Raw genomic sequence first — 16803 nt, forward strand, 5'->3', positions numbered from 1 at the left:
CTCAGAAGTCCTTGCGCAGTTGCACGCCGAAGTAACGCTCGTCGTCGCGAGGCACGGCGCGGTAGATGTAATTGCCACCGCTGGCGAGCAACGGCGAATACGACTTGTCGGTGAGATTCTTGCCCAGCAATGCCACGCGCCAGCCGTTGGTGTAATCGGCCAGGGCGACGCTGGCATTCCAGAGGCCGTAGGCGCCCTGCTTGGTGTCGGCGTTCTGGCTGATGTCGTACTGCACTTCGCTCTGCCAGCTGTAGTCGGTGCCGAGTTCGATATCCAGGCCGTTATCCAGCGGGATGGTGTAGTCGGCCCGCACGTAGCTTTTCCAGTCCGGGCTGAATGGCAGCGGTTTGCCGTTGACGTTGCACGACGCCGCCGCACCCGCCGGGCAGGCGAACTGGTCGATGCGGGCGCGGGTGTAAGCCAGCGCTCCGGAGAACTTCAGTTGCTGGGTCGCCTGCAAGGCGTAATCGAGTTCCACGCCCTCGGTGCTGACGCTGCCGGCGTTGATCAGGCGCGTCACCACTTGCCCGGCGACGGTGTCGAAAAAGTTCGCCTGGTAGTTGTCGTAGTCGCTGTGGAAAACCGCGAGGTTGGTGGTCAGTCGATTGTTCCAGGATGAAGCCTTGATCCCCGCCTCCCAGGTGTTGGAGGTTTCCGGTTTCAGTGCTTCGGTATCGCGCGGCTGCATGTTGAAGAACACGTTGTAGGCCGGGCCTTTGTAACCGCGAGAGTAGGTCAAATAAGTGGTGACCGCATCGCTCAAGTCGTACTGCAAACCGAGCCGACCGGACCAGCCGTCCTCGTCCACCGAACCGGAACTGCGGGTGGCCGGTTGAATGCCGCTGACCGTGGTTGCAGAAGTGGAAACGCGACGGTGATCGTATTCCAGATCGTCGTGGGTGTAGCGCAGGCCGGCGATGCCTCGGAAGTCCGAGGTGAAATTCAGCGTGCTTTCGCCGAACACTGCGTAGCTGTCGCTGGTGGTGCTGTAATCGGCGACGCCGCGATCAGTCCGCGTGGTGGTGGTCAGCGTGCGCTGATAGGTTTCCTCGTCCTTGCCGTGCATGTAGAACAGGCCGCCGACGTATTCGAGGAACTCGCCTTTCGGCGAGGCCAGACGCAACTCCTGCGAGTACTGGTCGAAGGCCAGATCGCCCTTGTCCGCTGTGCCGGGGAACGCGGCCGTCACCGTGCCGAGGCGGTCGCCGTCCTGATACTGGGTGTTGTCCCAGCCACGCCACGCGGTGATCGACGTCAGGGTGTAATCGCCCAGTTGCCAGTCGAGCTGGCCGGACAGGCCCTTGTTGGTGTCTTCGACGTGGGTGCGGGTGTCGGTGTTGATGTCGCGGTTGTGGCTGGTGGCGCTGACCGGACTCAGCGCGTTGGCGAAGGCCGGGGTCAACGACTTGGTGACGACGCCGTTGGGGCCGTCATCGTGGGACTGCATGTAGTCGGCGATCAGGGTGAAGGTGACGTCGTCGTTCGGGGTGAATTCCAGTTTGCCGCGTACACCGCGATGGTTGTAACCGTTGACCTCCTGGCCATTGTGCTTGTTATCGACGTTGCCGTCGTAAGTGCCGAACAAGGTGCTGATCGAACCCTTGAGCGTGTCCGGAATCAGGCTGCCGCCAATGCCGAAACGGGTGCGGCTTTCGTTGCCGCTGTAGTACGACTGATCGATGTAACCGTGGGTCTCGGCGGTCGGCGCCTTGCTGGTGATGTTCAGCACGCCGGCCGACGCGTTTTTGCCGAACAGCGTGCCTTGCGGGCCGCGCAGAACCTCGACGCGCTCCAGATCCAGCAGATCCAGAGTCGACTGGCCAGGACGGGCGTAGACCACGCCGTCAATCACCGTGGCCACCGTCGGCTCGACGCCCGGCGAGGTGGAAATCGTCCCCACGCCACGCACGAACAACGAGGTGTCCTTGTTCGATGCGCCAGTGCGGAAATTCAGCGATGGCACTTGCTGGACGATGCTCGCCACACTGTTGCGGTTGTCGCGTTCCAGTTGCTCGCCGTCGATCACCGACACCGCCACCGGGACCTTTTGCAGCGACTCTTCGCGGCGGGTGGCGGTGACCGTGACGGACTTGAGTGTCGGCTCCTGATCGGTGCTGTCGGCGGCGAACGCGGCGGGCAGCGGCAGCGCGGCCAGCCCGGTGAGTAGCCAGCCCGCAGCGCGGATCGATTGCGCCAGTTTGTGTGTCGCCCCAGGAATGTTGTGCATGTTTGCCCGCTCGAAAAGTTGCCCTGAACCGCTGCCGTTCTGCGACGACAGCGCCTGTCTCGGTGTCTTGGGCATTCGCTCGAGCGAGTAGCAGACAACGCGCTTTGTTAGCGCTAACATCGCCAGTATTGGCAAGCCGGACATAGACCGTCCAATACTGAAAAATTACTTTTATATGCGTTTTGGTTTTTAAGAAGGATCGAGCCTTGAGCGAAGAAAAGCCCCGCAAACGCCGTGGCGCCGGTCGCGTGACCCTCAACGCGGTGGCGCGCCAGGCCGGTGTTTCGGCAATCACCGTGTCGCGCTACTTCAACCAGCCGGACCAGGTGTCGCCCGAACGCCGCGAGCGGATCGCGGCGGTGGTCGCCGAGCTGGGTTATGTGCCGAACCTGGTGGCCGGCGGGCTCGCCTCGGCGCGGGGAAAAATCGTCGGCATGGTGATCCCGAACATCTCCGGGCCGATCTTCGCCAACACCATTCAAGGCTTCAGCGACACCCTCAGCCGCCACGGTTATCAGTTGCTGCTGGCCTCGAGTTACTTCAGCGCCGAGCAAGAAGAAAACGCGGTACGGGCCTTCCTCGGCTGGTCGCCGGCGGCGCTGGTGGTCACCAGTCACTTCCACAGCACGGGCACGGAAAAGATGCTCGCCGAAGCGGATATCCCGGTGATCGAAACCTGGGATTACCAGCCGGATCGCGAGCCGATGCAGATCGGTTTTTCGCACTTCGAGGTGGGTGTCAGCGCCGCTCGTTATCTGCACGGCAAAGGCTATCGGCGAATCGCCTTCGTGCAGAACAGCGCACCCGGCGACTTCAGCGCACTGGAACGCCGCGACGGTTACGCAGCGACCGTCCGCGAGTTCGGTCTGGAACCGTGGGTATTCGCACCAGATGCCGATCGCGCCCCGTTCGAGGCCGGCAAGCAAGCGATGGAAGCGCTGATGAACACCTCACCGCGCCCGGACGCCATCATCTTCGCCAACGACAACCTCGCCGCCGGCGGCCTGCTCGCCGGGCAACGGGCCGGCCTCAAGATTCCCGAAGACTGCGCCGTCCTCGGCTTCGGCGACTACCCGTTCGCCGAGATGCTGCTGCCGAGTCTGAGCACGATCAAACCGCCGGCGCTGGAGATCGGCGTACTGGCGGCGACGCGAGTACTGGAAAGTCTGGGCGTGCTGCCGAGCGATGAGGTGCAGCGGTTGAATCTGCTGCAATGCACGGTCATTGAGCGGGAAAGTACCTGACCCCAAATGCTGTAAACCGGCCTTAAGCCGACAACTCACGCAAGGCAGCAGCAGCCAGAAATCCGGAGCGAGAGCTGTAACGCTGATCCCGTCGTACAGTTTGGTCAATACGCTCCAGCAACTGCTCCGGCAGCGTAGCGTTGAAGCGCACCGACTTGCCGAAATAGGGAGTGATATCAAACTCGACTACACCCCAGATACCGCCGGTGTAATCCGGGTTCTCGAGATGAGCATCAATGTCCTGAACCCGAGGCAACGGCGCGCCATCAGCGACCAATCCCTCATAGTGCAAGGCCAGTGCCTCCTGAGTGTTGTCAAAAGCTTCGGCTACCGTTGTGCCTGCGGAGAAACAGCCCGGTACATCCGGGATAATCACTCCGTAGTCTGAGTCGGCATCCTTGTGCAGAACGACCGGGAATTTCATGTAAGTGAATCCTTCCTCTGACATGTCCATAAAGGGACTTTCGTTTCCAATCACGGGCTTCATTTCAAACCCGCCTGTTTCAAGATGCTGTTGATCGTACCCTTGGGAAGATCCGAATCCGGATGCTTGATCGTCACCCTCCCTGGCTTGCCCGGATGTTTGTATTGGTGGTGACTACCTTTGACGGCGACCAGATACCAGCCATCCTCCTCGATCATCCTGATCATTTCCCGACTACGCATTTCCTTCGCCCTGTTCGACAGCAAGAGCTGCGTACTTTAGGAGCTGGACGCCTCACCCAATACACACCATACACACTTGGACAAATATTAGCCTACCAGGCAGACACGTGTTTAATATCCAGATCAGCGGTGAGCGCGCCTAACAAGCGGCCCGCATAAACAGATGGATACGTGCCGAAATGTGTCGAACGACATGAGGCTGACAGCTGACCTATGCTCAGCAAAGACAGGACGACTCCCTTTCACAGGCAGATCCCGACCATGCACACCGCAATCATCATCTTCTTCGGCCTGATCCTGCTGGCGCTGATGTTCTATATCGGCGAGCGCATCGGCTTCAGCCGGCAGACGCTGGCCTACGGCTTCGCGGCGTTGTGGCTGGCGTTGACGGTGATCAATGGCGCGGTCGGCGTGGTGCACGCCGGGCAGCCGCTGGGGTCGGAGATCGCGATTGGCAGCGCCGTGTTCGGCGTGCCGATCGCCGCGATGGTTTTGTTCATGGTGCTGAGCGCCGAGACCTGAATCCGTCCCGGCGCCCTGCCCCGATCAACGCACCAGATGCAGGAACTGCATGTGCCGTTCGTACTGGTCGAGGATGTCGTTGATGATCTGTTCTTTCGTGTAACCGACCAGATCGTAGTCCTGACTGCCCTCGCTCAGATGCACTTCGGCGCGGTAGTAGCGGCGGTTATTGAGCTGCTTGGAACCCATGCCACCACGAGCGAACGATGGCGTGAAGTAGCCACGCATCTGCACCTGGTAGATGAACGGGTGCAACTCACCATGGCCGATTTCCAGGCTGACGCTGTCATGGGCCGGGTCCGGTTGGGTGACCACGTTCAGACCTTTCTCGACGAACACCGCGGTCACTTCTTCGATGGCCGGTTTTACCGTGGTGTCCATGAAGCGGTACACCTCGTCCCGCGACGGGAAGTGCACGGCCTGACTCAGGCGCTGGCGCCAGCCACCCTTGCCACGCCGTGAACCGGACACAGGCGCCAGCGAATGCAGTTGCGCGATCTGTTTCTGCGACTCCAGATAGAACGCCTTGTGCAGCCCCCACATCATCAGCAGCAGAATCAGCGAGAACGGCAGCGAGGTCAGCACCACCGCTGACTTCAGCGCATCGATGCTGCCGGAGAACAGCAGCGCACTGGTGATCAGTGCGGTCATCGCACCCCAGAACACCCGCAGCCATTTCGGTCCGTCTTCATCCGGGTTGCCACCCTTGGCCGACAGGGTCGAGAGCACTACCGTGCCGGAGTCGGCGGAGGTGACGAAGAACACGAAGCTGATGAACACCGTCACCGCGATGACAGTTTTGCTCCACGGGTAGGTTTCCAGCAGCAGGTACAGGGTCATCGACGGGTTGTCGAGGGCCGACATGCCCAGTGCCGACATGCCGTGATTGAGCACCTGATCGATGGCGCTGTTGCCGAAGATCGACATCCACGCCAGGGTGAAACCGAGCGGAATCAACAGCACGCCGAAGACGAATTCGCGGATGGTCCGGCCACGGGAAATCCGCGCGATGAACAGGCCCACGAATGGTGACCACGCAATCCACCAGGCCCAGTAGAACACCGTCCAGCCACCGAGCCAGTCGCTCGGTTTGTCGTAGGCGTAGAGGTCGAAACTCTTCATCGGCAACGCGCCGAGGTAGTCGCCGAGGTTCTGGATCAGGGTGTTGAGCAAATGCTGGGTGGGACCGGCGAACAACACGAACAGCAGCAGCGCACAGGCCAGCAGCATGTTGATGTCGGACATGACCCGCACGCCTTTATCCACTCCGGAAACGGCGACGATGATCGCCGCGCCCATCATCAGCGTGATCAGGCCGACCTGAATCCACTGGGTGTGGGCGATGCCGAACAGGTAGTCCAGACCCGAGTTGAGGTGCAACACGCCGAAGCCCATGTCCGCACCGAGGCCGAACACCGTGGCGATGATGCCGAAGCCGTCCACCGCATAGCCGATGGGACCGTTGATGCGTTTGCCGATCAGCGGGTACAGCGCCGAACGCAGGGCCAGCGGCAGGTTATGCCGATAGGCGAAATACGCCAGCGCCATGCCGACGAAGGCGAACACGCCCCAGCCGTGCAGGCCCCAGTGCAGAAACAGAATCTGCATCGCCTGACGCGCCGCGTCCGCGGTGCCGGCCTCGCCTTGCGGCGGCTGGAGCATGTGGGTCAGCGGCTCGGACACACAGAAGAAAAACAGCGTGATGCTGATCCCGGCGGCGAACAGCATGCCGGCCCAGGACAGGTAACTGAATTCGGGTTCGTCGTGGTCGGCACCGAGTTTGATCTTGCCGTAGCCCGATAACGCGGTGACCACCACGAAGACCAGATACAGGGTCATCGCGAGCATGTAGTACCAGCCGACCGTATTGGCCGCCCAGTTTTGCGCTTCAAGGAGCCAGGCACCGGCCTGTTCCGGCATGGCGATGACAACCAGGCCAAACAGCAGAATCACTGTCGCGGCGAACCAGAACACCGGCGGATTCATGCGTACCAGGCCGCTGGCAGGGGTGGACGATGCACTCATGAACGGTGCACCTCAAGGGGTTGGAAAATGGCTGAAATGATCGGACTCAGCAAAGGCAAGCCTCCTGTTGTGAGCGGGCAGCGAGCTACCGGTTTAACTTGAATGAACGTTCAAGTTAAACATGGATAGCACGCTAAGGACTAATCGCAGGGCTCAGCGGTCGCTTTCGTACGCTAGCTCAAGGAGGGGTATGACGCTGTGGCGAGGGCGTTCGTTCCCACCTCGCGCGGGAACGAACGGACAGGAAAATTACTTCTGCGTCCCGTCATCATGCTGCAGGTTGGCCTGGGTCAGGTTGCACCCGGCCGGCACGCTGCGGGTCAGCCACACGTTGCCGCCGATGGTCGAACCCTGGCCGATGGTGATGCGCCCGAGAATCGTCGCGCCGGCGTAAATCACCACGTCGTCCTCGACAATCGGATGCCTAGGATGGCCCTTCTGCAACTGGCCGTCCTCGTCCGCCGGGAAGCGTTTGGCGCCGAGGGTCACTGCCTGATAGATCCTGACGCGCTCGCCGATGATCGCGGTCTCGCCGATCACCACGCCGGTCCCGTGGTCGATGAAGAAACTGCGGCCGATCTGCGCGCCCGGATGGATATCGATACCGGTCGCCGAGTGGGCGATTTCCGAACTGATCCGCGCCAGCAACGGCAGACCCGCGCGATACAAATGGTGCGCCAGACGATGGTGGATCACCGCCAGAATCCCCGGATAGCACAGCAGCACTTCATCGACGCTGCGCGCCGCCGGATCGCCGTGATACGCAGCCAGCACATCCGTGTCGAGCAGACTGCGCAGGCCCGGCAATGCAAGGGCGAAGTCCTGGATGATCCTGATCGCCTGCGCCTCGACTTCGGTGTCGGCCCGGGCACTGTGACGGGCGACGTAACGCAGTTCGAGTCGCGCCTGCGCCAGCAATGCATTCAACGCAACGTCGAGGGTGTGACCGACGTAAAAATCTTCGCTTTCTTCTCGTAGATCAACCGGCCCCAGACGCATCGGGAACAACGCGCCGCACAAGGCTTCGAGAATCTGCGCCATCGCATCACGGGACGGCAATTCGCGCCCGCCCTGTTCGCCGCTGGCGCGGCCATTTTGTGTGCGCCACTGATCCCGGGCGGTACGCAGTTGGCTGACGATGGTCTGCAATTGCCAATGGCTGGAACGCTCGCTCACGGTAAAGACTCCTCACGGGCGGCCGGACTGTCTGGCCGCGTCAACGGCCACTACTTTACGGCAACGCCTAGGAGGCGAATTAAGAACCGATAGTGCTGGCCTAAGCACATTTGGCTATAAGCGATTGGCGGTTGCCCCGGTAAATCGGCGTGCCTATAGTCCTGACATCTCCTTGCATCAGTACGGACTCATGATCAAACAACAGCTGGACCGCTTTAACCGCCTCGACCTGCTCGGCCAACCGACCCCACTGGAAAAGCTCGAGCGCCTGTCCACCTGGCTCGGCCGCGATGTCTACATCAAGCGCGATGACCTGACGCCGCTGGCCATGGGCGGCAACAAGCTGCGCAAGCTCGAATACCTCGCCGCCGATGCCCTCGCCCAAGGCGCGGACACGCTGATCACCGCCGGCGCACTGCAATCGAATCACGTTCGCCAGACCGCCGCGCTGGCCGCGAAACTCGGCCTGGGCTGCGTGGCGCTGCTGGAAAATCCGCTGGGCACCGACGACAGCAACTACACCGGCAACGGTAACCGTCTGCTGCTGGATCTGTTCGACACCAAGGTCGAACTGGTCGACAACCTCGACAACGCCGACGAACAACTGGCCGCCCTCGCCGTGCGTCTGCGCAGCAACGGCAAGAAGCCTTATCTGGTGCCGATCGGTGGTTCCAACGCCCTCGGCGCACTGGGTTACGTACGCGCCGGCCTGGAACTGGCGGAACAGATCAAGGACACCGGCCTGCAATTTTCCGCCGTGGTGCTCGCCTCGGGCAGCGCCGGTACACACAGCGGCCTGGCACTGGCCTTGAGCGAAGCGCTGCCGCAACTGCCGGTGATCGGCGTGACCGTCTCGCGCAGCGAAGAAGATCAGCGCCCGAAAGTGCAGGGCCTGGCCGAGCGCACTGCCGATCTGTTGGGCGTGGCGCTGCCGGAGAGTTTCAAGGTCGAGTTGTGGGACGAATACTTCGGCCCGCGCTATGGCGAGCCAAATGCCGGGACATTGGCGGCCGTGAAACTGCTGGCGAGTCAGGACGCCGTGTTGCTGGATCCGGTCTACACCGGCAAGGCCATGGCCGGGTTGCTCGACGGTATCGGTCGCGGGCGTTTCGATGACGGCCCGATCATTTTCCTGCACACCGGCGGAGCCCCGGCGCTGTTTGCCTACAAGGATTTTCTCTAGGCTGAAGCGCGTTCCCGCGCCCTGCGTGGGAACGCTCAGCACCCGCTCGAATCCATATTCATTAAATGCATAACAAATAGAAAATTCATTATTTTCCATTCTAAAAGAACCGTCTTATAGTCTCGCCGCAGGCGAATTTCGCGAGAGACGCATAAGCTGCTTTAAGGCAGGATAGCGCTGTCGTTCAACTCCCGGATTCGCCAACTTTCCTTAAGCGTCTTCCATAAGAAAACACAGGGGCTTGTCATGATTCTTTCCGCACTACGTCGAAATCTGCTGGTAGGTTCGCTGGGCCTGGCACTGAGCGCCGGTCTGATCAGCAGCGCCGTTGCCGGTGAGCAACTGCAACAGATCAAGGACAAAGGCGTTATCAACGTCGGCCTGGAAGGCACTTATCCACCGTTCAGCTTCGTCGATGCCGACGGCAAGCTGTCGGGTTTCGAAGTCGAGCTGTCCGAAGCCCTGGCCAAGAAGCTGGGCGTCAAGGCCAAGATTCAGCCAACCAAGTGGGACGGCATCCTCGCCGCACTGGAATCCAAGCGTCTGGACGTCGTGGTCAACCAAGTGACCATCTCCGACGAGCGCAAGAAGAAGTATGACTTCTCCGAGCCGTACACCATCTCCGGGATTCAGGCGCTGGTGCTGAAGGACAAGGAAGCTGCGCTGAACATCAAGTCCGCCGCTGACCTGTCCGGCAAGAAAGTCGGCGTAGGCCTGGGCACCAACTACGAGCAATGGGTTCGCGCCAACGTGCCGGGTGCCGACGTGCGTACCTACGACGATGATCCGACCAAGTTCGCCGACCTGAACAACGGCCGTACCGACGCGATTCTGATCGACCGTCTGGCCGCGCTCGAATACGCCAAGAAAGCACCGAAAACCGTAGCGGCCGGTCAGGCGTTCTCCCGTCAGGAATCCGGTATTGCCCTGCGCAAAGGCGAGCCTGAACTGCTGGCGGCCGTGAACAAGGCCCTCGACGAGCTGCGTGCCGACGGGACCCTGGCCAAGATCTCGGAAAAGTACTTCCAAGCTGACGTCACCAAATAATGGAAGCAGCTTTCCAACTCGCACTGGACTCCGCGCCCTTTCTGCTCAAGGGCGCGTACTACACGGTAGTCCTCAGCCTCGGCGGCATGTTCTTCGGCCTGCTGCTGGGCTTTGGCCTGGCGCTGATGCGCCTGTCGCGTTTCAAATCGGTCAGCTGGCTGGCCCGCATCTACGTGTCGTTCTTTCGCGGCACGCCATTGCTGGTCCAGCTGTTCGTGATCTATTACGGCTTGCCGCAAATGGGTCTGGAACTCGATCCGCTGCCGGCGGCCCTGATCGGCTTCTCGCTGAACATGGCCGCTTACGCCTGTGAAATCCTGCGGTCCGCGATCGGTTCGATCGAACGAGGCCAATGGGAAGCGGCTGCGAGCATCGGCATGACCCGCGCGCAGACCCTGCGCCGGGCCATCCTGCCGCAAGCGATGCGCACGGCGTTGCCGCCGTTGGGCAACAGCTTCATTTCACTGGTCAAGGATACCGCGCTGGCTGCCACCATCCAGGTGCCGGAGCTGTTCCGTCAGGCACAACTGATTACCGCCCGGACTTTCGAAGTCTTCACCATGTATCTTGCCGCCGCGCTGATCTACTGGATTCTGGCCACAGTGCTGTCGCACTTCCAGAACAAGTTGGAAGAGCGGGTCAATCGGCACGACCAGGAGTCCTGACCCCATGATTGTCGTGGAAAAACTGACAAAGCAGTTCAAGGGTCAAGTCGTGCTCAACGGCATCGATCTTGAAGTGAAGGAAGGCGAGGTCGTGGCAATCATCGGCCCCAGCGGTTCGGGCAAGACCACGTTCCTGCGCTGCCTGAACTTCCTCGAACAACCCACCAGCGGCCGGATCAAGGTCGGCGATATCGAGATCGATACCAGCCGCCCGCTGAACCAGCAGCAAAGCCTGGTGCGCAACCTGCGCCAGCATGTGGGCTTCGTGTTCCAGAACTTCAACCTGTTCCCCCACCGCACCGCCCTGGAAAACGTCATCGAAGGCCCGATCGTGGTCAAGAAGATGCACCGCGACGTAGCCATTGCTCTGGGCAAGAAGCTGCTGGCCAAGGTCGGCCTGGCGGGCAAGGAAGACGCCTACCCACGGCGCCTGTCCGGTGGTCAGCAACAGCGCGTGGCGATTGCCCGGGCGCTGGCGATGGAGCCGGAGGTGATCCTGTTCGACGAACCGACGTCGGCCCTCGACCCGGAACTGGTCGGCGAAGTACTGGCGACTATTCGCGGCCTGGCCGAAGAAAAACGCACCATGGTTATCGTGACTCACGAAATGGCGTTCGCCCGTGACGTGGCCAACCGCGTGGTGTTTTTCGACAAGGGTGTGATCGTCGAGCAAGGCGAAGCCAAGGCGCTGTTTGCCAATCCGAAAGAAGAACGCACACGACAGTTTCTCAGCAAGTTCCGCAACAACGGCTGATAACTTCGCAAGTGCTATCACTCACTTCCATGGATGGAAGTAGTGTTTTCCCCGCAATACAATCCCCCTCCAAAAATAAACAATAAAACCCTTCAAAGCGCAGTACATATATATGTCCTGCAACACGTTCCCTGTGCGTAAAATTCGCCGCGTCTTGATTTTCCGCTTCGGTAGAACTCACAGCGAAACAGGCTGAAAACCGCAGCAATCTGTAGCTCTCTTCCTTACAAAGCCTAGGCTGACAGCCGCGACAATGTAGGAACCTTCTGATTAATCCGTAATTCACGGATTAACTAATCCACTCGCTTGACACCTCTTCCGGCGAACTCTTATCTAGTCTCCAACCGGCACACGCTAGTTCAACAAGACACTTTCAAACTTGTACGGAACTCCGAAGTTTTATTGCCGGGTAATTCACGCCATTCGTTCTTTCGAAAACGGACTTCGCTGCAAGGCTTCAAGGAGAGAAACCGATGACCTGCATTTCAAACACCCCGCTGCTGGCACCACCGACCCTGGAAAAATCCCACGGGGCCGGTATCAACCTCATGGCGGCCGCCAACCTGACGGTCGACATCAGGCCCTGGCACAACATGGACAGTGGCGACCTGATCGAGCTGTTCTGGGATGGCTGCTACGTCGCTTCCCGCGTGCTGAATGCCGGGGATGTCGGAAGCACGGTCAGCCTGCGGGTACCGGAAAGCTTCATCATCAGCGGTTCGCCGCGCGTGCATTACCGGGTCATGCAGGTCGGAAGAAACCCGGCGCTGTCGGCCAGCGCGCAGTTCCAGGTCAAGCTCGACTGCCCGGGCGGGCAATTCGCGGCAGGCTGCGCGGAGGAAAACCAGTACCTGCTGCCGGTCAGTCTTCCCGAGGTCATTCGCCGACGCGGGATCAACCCGAACCAGATCAAGCGCGGCGTTCCCCTGACTATCGAGCCTTACCTGAACATGGCCGAGGGTGACGAAATCACCCTGCGCTGGGGCGATGTACGTATGGATCTGCCGCCTATTACCCAATCCGATATCGGTCACGGCATTCAGGTCTGGGTGCCCCCGGCAATCATCGTCGAAGCCGGCGAAGACCTGCGGCTGGATGTGACCTATTGCATCATCGACCGGGTCGGCAACAACTCGCGTTGGGCACCATCACAGACGCTGAAAATCGGTTGCGTGAATCCTTATCTGAAAGTGCCCTTGAGGCAGATTCCCATGGCCGCGGAGCGCAAAGCCGAGTGAGCTTTTGATCTTCTATGCATATTCCTAAAAGTTAGTTTATTTAATATTTATACGCGCTTAGGGTATATGAACCGGACCACCGGACATTCTTTCGTTCGCCGCACTTTTGCGGCGTTTTTCATGAGATGTGAGGTAGGTAACATGGTCCGGAACACAATCACCCCAGTGCAAAACGCCAGGGCATTGCGTGCAGCCAAGGAGTGGCACTGATGTCCAGTCTGGCAGACGCAAACGTCCAGAGTGACCTGGACATCGCCCCGCTGTTGTTGCCCGCGCAAGTGCTGCGCAACGACGCTCAAGCCATCAAGGCTGCACATGAACTGGCGCAAGTCGCCCGCGTGCAGGCCGCCAAACGTGACCGCCAGCGCAAGCTGCCGTGGTCGGAAGTCGAACAGTTCACCCGCAGCGGACTGGGCAGCATCGCGATTCCGCGCGAGTACGGCGGCCCGCAGGTTTCCTTCGTCACCCTGGCCGAGGTGTTCGCGATCATTTCCGCGGCCGACCCGGCACTGGGACAGATCCCGCAGAACCAGTTCGGCATCATCAACCTGATCCTCGGCAGCGCCACCGAAGAGCAGAAAAAACAATTGCTGCAGAGCGTGCTCGAAGGCTGGCGCATCGGTAACGCCGGGCCTGAACGCGGCACCAAAGATACCCTGGAGCTGAAAGCGCGCATCACCGCCGATGGCGATGACTACGTGATCAACGGCCAGAAGTTCTATTCCACTGGTGCCCTCTTCGCCCACTGGGTCGCGGTCAAGGCACTCAACGATGACGGCAGGCAAGTGCTGGCCTTCGTCCGTCGCGGCACGCCGGGATTGCGCATCGTCGACGACTGGTCCGGTTTCGGCCAGCGCACCACGGCCAGCGGCACAATCCTGCTGAACAACGTGCGGGTCGATGCTGGTCTTGTGGTAGACAACTGGAAGATCAACGAAAAGCCCAACACCCAGGGCGCGGTGTCGCAGTTGATTCAGGCGGCCATCGACGCCGGCATCGCCCGTGGCGCCATCGATGACGCCATCGAATTCGTCAAGACCCGCGCCCGGCCGTGGATCGATGCCAAGGTCGAACGCGCCAGCGATGACCTCTACGTGATCGCCGACATCGGCAAACTGAAAATCGAACTGCACGCCGCCGAAGCGCTGCTGCGCAAGGCCGGTCAGGTGCTGGATCAGGTGCACGCCGCGCCGCTCACCGCCGAGTCCGCCGCCCGCGCCTCGATTGCCGTGGCCGAAGCCAAGGTGCTGACCACCGAGATCTCGCTGCTGGCCAGCGAAAAGCTCTTCGAACTGGCCGGCAGCCGCGCCACCCTCGCCGAATTCAACCTCGACCGTCACTGGCGCAACGCACGGGTGCACACCTTGCACGACCCGGTGCGCTGGAAGTACCACGCGGTCGGCGCCTATCGCCTCAACGGCAAGTTGCCGGCTCGCCATTCCTGGATCTGACGACCAGAACACTTTTGACCAGATCTCTGGAGAAACACATGACTCTTTCCCATCCCGTCGCGGTCATCACCAGCGACGAGCAAGCCCTGATCGTCGCCAGCGACCTGGCCGAAGACTTCCAGCGCGACAGCAACCTGCGCGACCGCGAACGCCGCCTGCCGCTGCCGGAACTCGACGTGTTTTCCCGCTCCGGCCTGTGGGGCATTAGCGTGCCCAAGGAATACGGCGGCGCCGGCGTGTCCAACGTGACCCTGGCCAACGTCATCGCCCTGATCGCCCGGGCCGATGGCTCGCTCGGGCAGATTCCGCAGAACCATTTCTATGCCCTCGAAGTACTCCGGGTGAATGGCAGCCACGAGCAGAAACAACGTCTGTACGCCGAAGTCCTCGCCGGCCAGCGCTTCGGCAATGCCCTGGCAGAACTGGGCACCAAGACTGCCCACGATCGGGTTACCAGCCTGAAACGCGACGGCAGCGGTTATCGCATCAACGGTCGCAAGTTTTATGCAACCGGCGCCATTTACGCCCAACGGATTCCAACGTCCGTGGTCGATGAAAACGGTGTGCAGCAACTGGCGTTCGTCCCGCGTGACAGCAAAGGCCTGACGGTGATCGACGACTGGAGCGGCTTCGGCCAGCGCACCACCGGCAGTGGTTCGGTGGTGTTCGAAGACGTGTATGTCGCCGCCGAAGACGTCATTCCTTTCCAGAGCGCTTTCGAACGCCCGACCACCGTCGGCCCGCTGGCGCAGATCCTTCACGCCGCCATCGACACCGGCATCGCCCGCGCCGCCTACGAAGATGCGCTGCACTTCGTGCGCAGCAAGACCCGGCCATGGATCGACTCGGGCAACGACAAAGCCACCGAAGACCCACTGACCCTCAAGAGTTTCGGCCACTTGAGCATCCGCCTGCACGCCACCGAAGCCCTGCTCGAACGCGCCGGCGAATTCCTCGATGCGGCCCAGGCCGAGAGCAACGCCGAGACGGTTGCAGCAGCCTCGATTGCCGTCGCTGAAGCACGGGCGATCAGCACTGAAATTTCTCTGGCCGCCGGCAGCACGTTGTTCGAACTGGCCGGCAGCCAGGCCACCCTGATCGAGCACGGCCTCGACCGTCACTGGCGCAACGCCCGGGTGCACACCCTGCACGACCCGGTGCGCTGGAAGTATCACGCGGTGGGCAATTACTACCTCAACGATGAAAACCCTCCGCTGCGAGGGACCATCTGATGAGCAAGAAAAAGATCCTGCTCAATGCGTTCAACATGAACTGCATCGGCCACATCAACCACGGGTTGTGGACCCATCCACGGGACACCTCGACCCAATACAAGACCATTGAATACTGGACCGAACTGGCGCAATTGCTGGAGCGCGGGCTGTTCGACGGGTTGTTCATCGCCGACATCGTCGGCGTGTACGACGTCTACCAGAACTCGGTGGACGTCACGCTGAAAGAGTCGATCCAACTGCCGGTCAACGATCCGCTGCTGCTGGTGTCGGCCATGTCAGCGGTGACCAAAAATCTGGGTTTCGGCTTGACCGCCAACCTCACCTACGAGCCGCCGTATCTGTTCGCCCGACGCATGTCGACCCTCGATCACCTGAGCCGTGGACGGGTGGGCTGGAACATCGTCACCGGTTATCTGGACAGCGCCGCCAAGGCCATGGGCCTCAGTGAACAGGTCGAGCATGACCGGCGTTACGACCAGGCCGACGAGTACCTCGAAGTCCTCTACAAACTCTGGGAAGGCAGCTGGGAAAACGATGCGGTGCTCAACGATCCGCAGCAGCGGATCTACGCGCAGCCAGACAAGGTGCACAAGGTCGAGCACAAGGGCGAGTTCTATCAGGTCGAGGGTTATCACCTCTGCGAGCCGTCACCGCAGCGTACGCCGGTGCTGTTCCAGGCCGGCAGTTCGGATCGCGGTCTGCTGTTCGCCGGGCGTCATGCCGAGTGCGTGTTCATCAGCGGTCAGAACAAGCCGTCAACCAAGGTGCAGGTGGACAAGGTCCGCGCCAGCGCCGTCGAGGCAGGTCGCAATCCCGAGGACATCAGGGTGTTCATGGGCCTGAACGTGATCGTCGGCGAGACCGAGGACGCGGCCTGGGCCAAGCACGCCGAGTACCTGAGCTACGCCAGTGCCGAAGCCGGCGTGGCGCATTTCTCGGCGTCCACCGGGATCGATTTTTCCCAGTACGAAATCGACGAACCGATCCAGTACGTCAAGAGCAACGCGATCCAGTCCGCCACCAAAAACCTGCAGAACAACGACTGGACCCGCCGCAAGTTGCTCGACCAGCACGCCCTCGGCGGGCGCTACATCACCGTGGTCGGCTCGCCGCAGCAAGTGGCGGATGAACTGGAATCGTGGATCGCCGAAACCGGCCTCGACGGCTTCAACCTGACTCGCATCGTCACCCCGGAAAGCTATGTGGATTTCATCGATCTGGTGATTCCGGAACTGCAACGGCGCGGCTCGTACAAAACCGCCTACGACAACGGCAGCCTTCGGGAAAAACTGTTTCACGGCGAAGCGCACCTACCGGAGCAACACACCGGCGCCCACTACCGACACACCTCCTCGCACTGACTGGAAAAA

At 60.8% G+C, this 16803-nt stretch carries 15 protein-coding genes; 10 read left to right on the plus strand and 5 right to left on the minus strand.

Going from position 1 to position 16803, the window contains the following annotated elements; genetic code table 11:
* Position 1: 1 nt before the first annotated feature.
* Entirely contained in the window at positions 2-2227 is a 2226-nt protein-coding gene (locus AC3WRD_RS02065; RefSeq protein WP_102620592.1) for a TonB-dependent receptor, read from the minus strand.
* A 206-nt stretch (positions 2228-2433) separates the two neighbouring features.
* Here AC3WRD_RS02065 and AC3WRD_RS02070 point away from each other — a divergent pair, with 206 nt between their 5' ends.
* Positions 2434-3471: a LacI family DNA-binding transcriptional regulator gene (locus AC3WRD_RS02070; RefSeq protein ID WP_102620591.1), complete on the plus strand. Its 1038-nt coding sequence runs from the start codon at positions 2434-2436 to the stop codon at positions 3469-3471.
* 22 nt (positions 3472-3493) lie between these two features.
* Here the strand turns inward: AC3WRD_RS02070 and AC3WRD_RS02075 are convergent, their stop codons facing one another.
* Entirely contained in the window at positions 3494-3895 is a 402-nt protein-coding gene (locus AC3WRD_RS02075; protein WP_102620629.1) for a type II toxin-antitoxin system HicB family antitoxin, read from the minus strand.
* A 59-nt stretch (positions 3896-3954) separates the two neighbouring features.
* Positions 3955-4137, minus strand: a complete 183-nt coding sequence (locus AC3WRD_RS02080) for a type II toxin-antitoxin system HicA family toxin (RefSeq protein ID WP_065261145.1) — start codon at positions 4135-4137, stop codon at positions 3955-3957.
* A 261-nt stretch (positions 4138-4398) separates the two neighbouring features.
* Between AC3WRD_RS02080 and AC3WRD_RS02085 the strand changes: the two genes are divergently transcribed.
* A complete protein-coding gene (locus AC3WRD_RS02085; RefSeq protein ID WP_096821896.1) occupies positions 4399-4659 on the plus strand; it encodes a hypothetical protein in 261 nt (86 codons plus the stop codon).
* A 24-nt stretch (positions 4660-4683) separates the two neighbouring features.
* Here the strand turns inward: AC3WRD_RS02085 and betT are convergent, their stop codons facing one another.
* Entirely contained in the window at positions 4684-6645 is a 1962-nt protein-coding gene (gene betT / locus AC3WRD_RS02090; RefSeq protein WP_173861336.1) for a choline transporter BetT, read from the minus strand.
* A gap of 288 nt (positions 6646-6933) precedes the next feature.
* Positions 6934-7860 carry a serine O-acetyltransferase EpsC gene (gene epsC, locus AC3WRD_RS02095; RefSeq protein ID WP_096821894.1) on the minus strand — a complete coding sequence of 309 codons (927 nt, stop codon included), beginning with the start codon at positions 7858-7860 and terminating at the stop codon, positions 6934-6936.
* Between the two features lie 190 nt (positions 7861-8050).
* Between epsC and AC3WRD_RS02100 the strand changes: the two genes are divergently transcribed.
* The 8 genes from AC3WRD_RS02100 to AC3WRD_RS02135 all read left to right on the plus strand — a co-directional run bounded on the left by AC3WRD_RS02100 (position 8051) and on the right by AC3WRD_RS02135 (position 16794).
* Positions 8051-9043: a D-cysteine desulfhydrase gene (locus AC3WRD_RS02100; protein WP_096821893.1), complete on the plus strand. Its 993-nt coding sequence runs from the start codon at positions 8051-8053 to the stop codon at positions 9041-9043.
* Positions 9044-9289: 246 nt separating this feature from the next.
* Positions 9290-10090 (plus strand): cystine ABC transporter substrate-binding protein, encoded by an 801-nt coding sequence (gene tcyJ / locus AC3WRD_RS02105; protein ID WP_096821892.1) that lies wholly within the window; start codon positions 9290-9292, stop codon positions 10088-10090.
* Entirely contained in the window at positions 10090-10755 is a 666-nt protein-coding gene (tcyL, locus tag AC3WRD_RS02110) for a cystine ABC transporter permease (RefSeq protein WP_085733348.1), read from the plus strand. Before tcyJ ends, tcyL begins: the two co-directional genes overlap by 1 nt.
* A 4-nt stretch (positions 10756-10759) precedes the next feature.
* Positions 10760-11509 carry an L-cystine ABC transporter ATP-binding protein TcyN gene (gene tcyN / locus AC3WRD_RS02115; protein ID WP_096821891.1) on the plus strand — a complete coding sequence of 250 codons (750 nt, stop codon included), beginning with the start codon at positions 10760-10762 and terminating at the stop codon, positions 11507-11509.
* 473 nt (positions 11510-11982) lie between these two features.
* Entirely contained in the window at positions 11983-12747 is a 765-nt protein-coding gene (locus tag AC3WRD_RS02120; RefSeq protein ID WP_102620590.1) for a hypothetical protein, read from the plus strand.
* Between the two features lie 209 nt (positions 12748-12956).
* Complete coding sequence (locus tag AC3WRD_RS02125) at positions 12957-14198, plus strand: SfnB family sulfur acquisition oxidoreductase (RefSeq protein WP_102620589.1); 1242 nt, start codon at positions 12957-12959, stop codon at positions 14196-14198.
* A gap of 38 nt (positions 14199-14236) precedes the next feature.
* Complete coding sequence (locus tag AC3WRD_RS02130) at positions 14237-15430, plus strand: SfnB family sulfur acquisition oxidoreductase (RefSeq protein ID WP_102620588.1); 1194 nt, start codon at positions 14237-14239, stop codon at positions 15428-15430.
* Entirely contained in the window at positions 15430-16794 is a 1365-nt protein-coding gene (locus AC3WRD_RS02135) for an LLM class flavin-dependent oxidoreductase (protein WP_102620587.1), read from the plus strand. The genes AC3WRD_RS02130 and AC3WRD_RS02135 overlap by 1 nt, the downstream gene beginning before the upstream one ends.
* Positions 16795-16803 lie beyond the last annotated feature (9 nt).

It is taken from the genome of Pseudomonas sp. FW215-R2, from assembly GCF_058789255.1.

Excerpts from the sequence above, each read along its gene's own strand:
- AC3WRD_RS02065 (WP_102620592.1), bottom strand. The coding sequence starts at position 2,227 with ATGCACAACATTCCTGGGGCGACACACAAACTGGCGCAATCGATCCGC.
- AC3WRD_RS02075 (WP_102620629.1), bottom strand. The coding sequence starts at position 3,895 with ATGAAATTCCCGGTCGTTCTGCACAAGGATGCCGACTCAGACTACGGA.
- AC3WRD_RS02080 (WP_065261145.1), bottom strand. The coding sequence starts at position 4,137 with ATGCGTAGTCGGGAAATGATCAGGATGATCGAGGAGGATGGCTGGTAT.
- AC3WRD_RS02085 (WP_096821896.1), top strand. The coding sequence starts at position 4,399 with ATGCACACCGCAATCATCATCTTCTTCGGCCTGATCCTGCTGGCGCTG.
- betT (WP_173861336.1), bottom strand. The coding sequence starts at position 6,645 with ATGAATCCGCCGGTGTTCTGGTTCGCCGCGACAGTGATTCTGCTGTTT.
- AC3WRD_RS02100 (WP_096821893.1), top strand. The coding sequence starts at position 8,051 with ATGATCAAACAACAGCTGGACCGCTTTAACCGCCTCGACCTGCTCGGC.
- tcyJ (WP_096821892.1), top strand. The coding sequence starts at position 9,290 with ATGATTCTTTCCGCACTACGTCGAAATCTGCTGGTAGGTTCGCTGGGC.
- tcyL (WP_085733348.1), top strand. The coding sequence starts at position 10,090 with ATGGAAGCAGCTTTCCAACTCGCACTGGACTCCGCGCCCTTTCTGCTC.
- tcyN (WP_096821891.1), top strand. The coding sequence starts at position 10,760 with ATGATTGTCGTGGAAAAACTGACAAAGCAGTTCAAGGGTCAAGTCGTG.
- AC3WRD_RS02120 (WP_102620590.1), top strand. The coding sequence starts at position 11,983 with ATGACCTGCATTTCAAACACCCCGCTGCTGGCACCACCGACCCTGGAA.
- AC3WRD_RS02125 (WP_102620589.1), top strand. The coding sequence starts at position 12,957 with ATGTCCAGTCTGGCAGACGCAAACGTCCAGAGTGACCTGGACATCGCC.
- AC3WRD_RS02130 (WP_102620588.1), top strand. The coding sequence starts at position 14,237 with ATGACTCTTTCCCATCCCGTCGCGGTCATCACCAGCGACGAGCAAGCC.
- AC3WRD_RS02135 (WP_102620587.1), top strand. The coding sequence starts at position 15,430 with ATGAGCAAGAAAAAGATCCTGCTCAATGCGTTCAACATGAACTGCATC.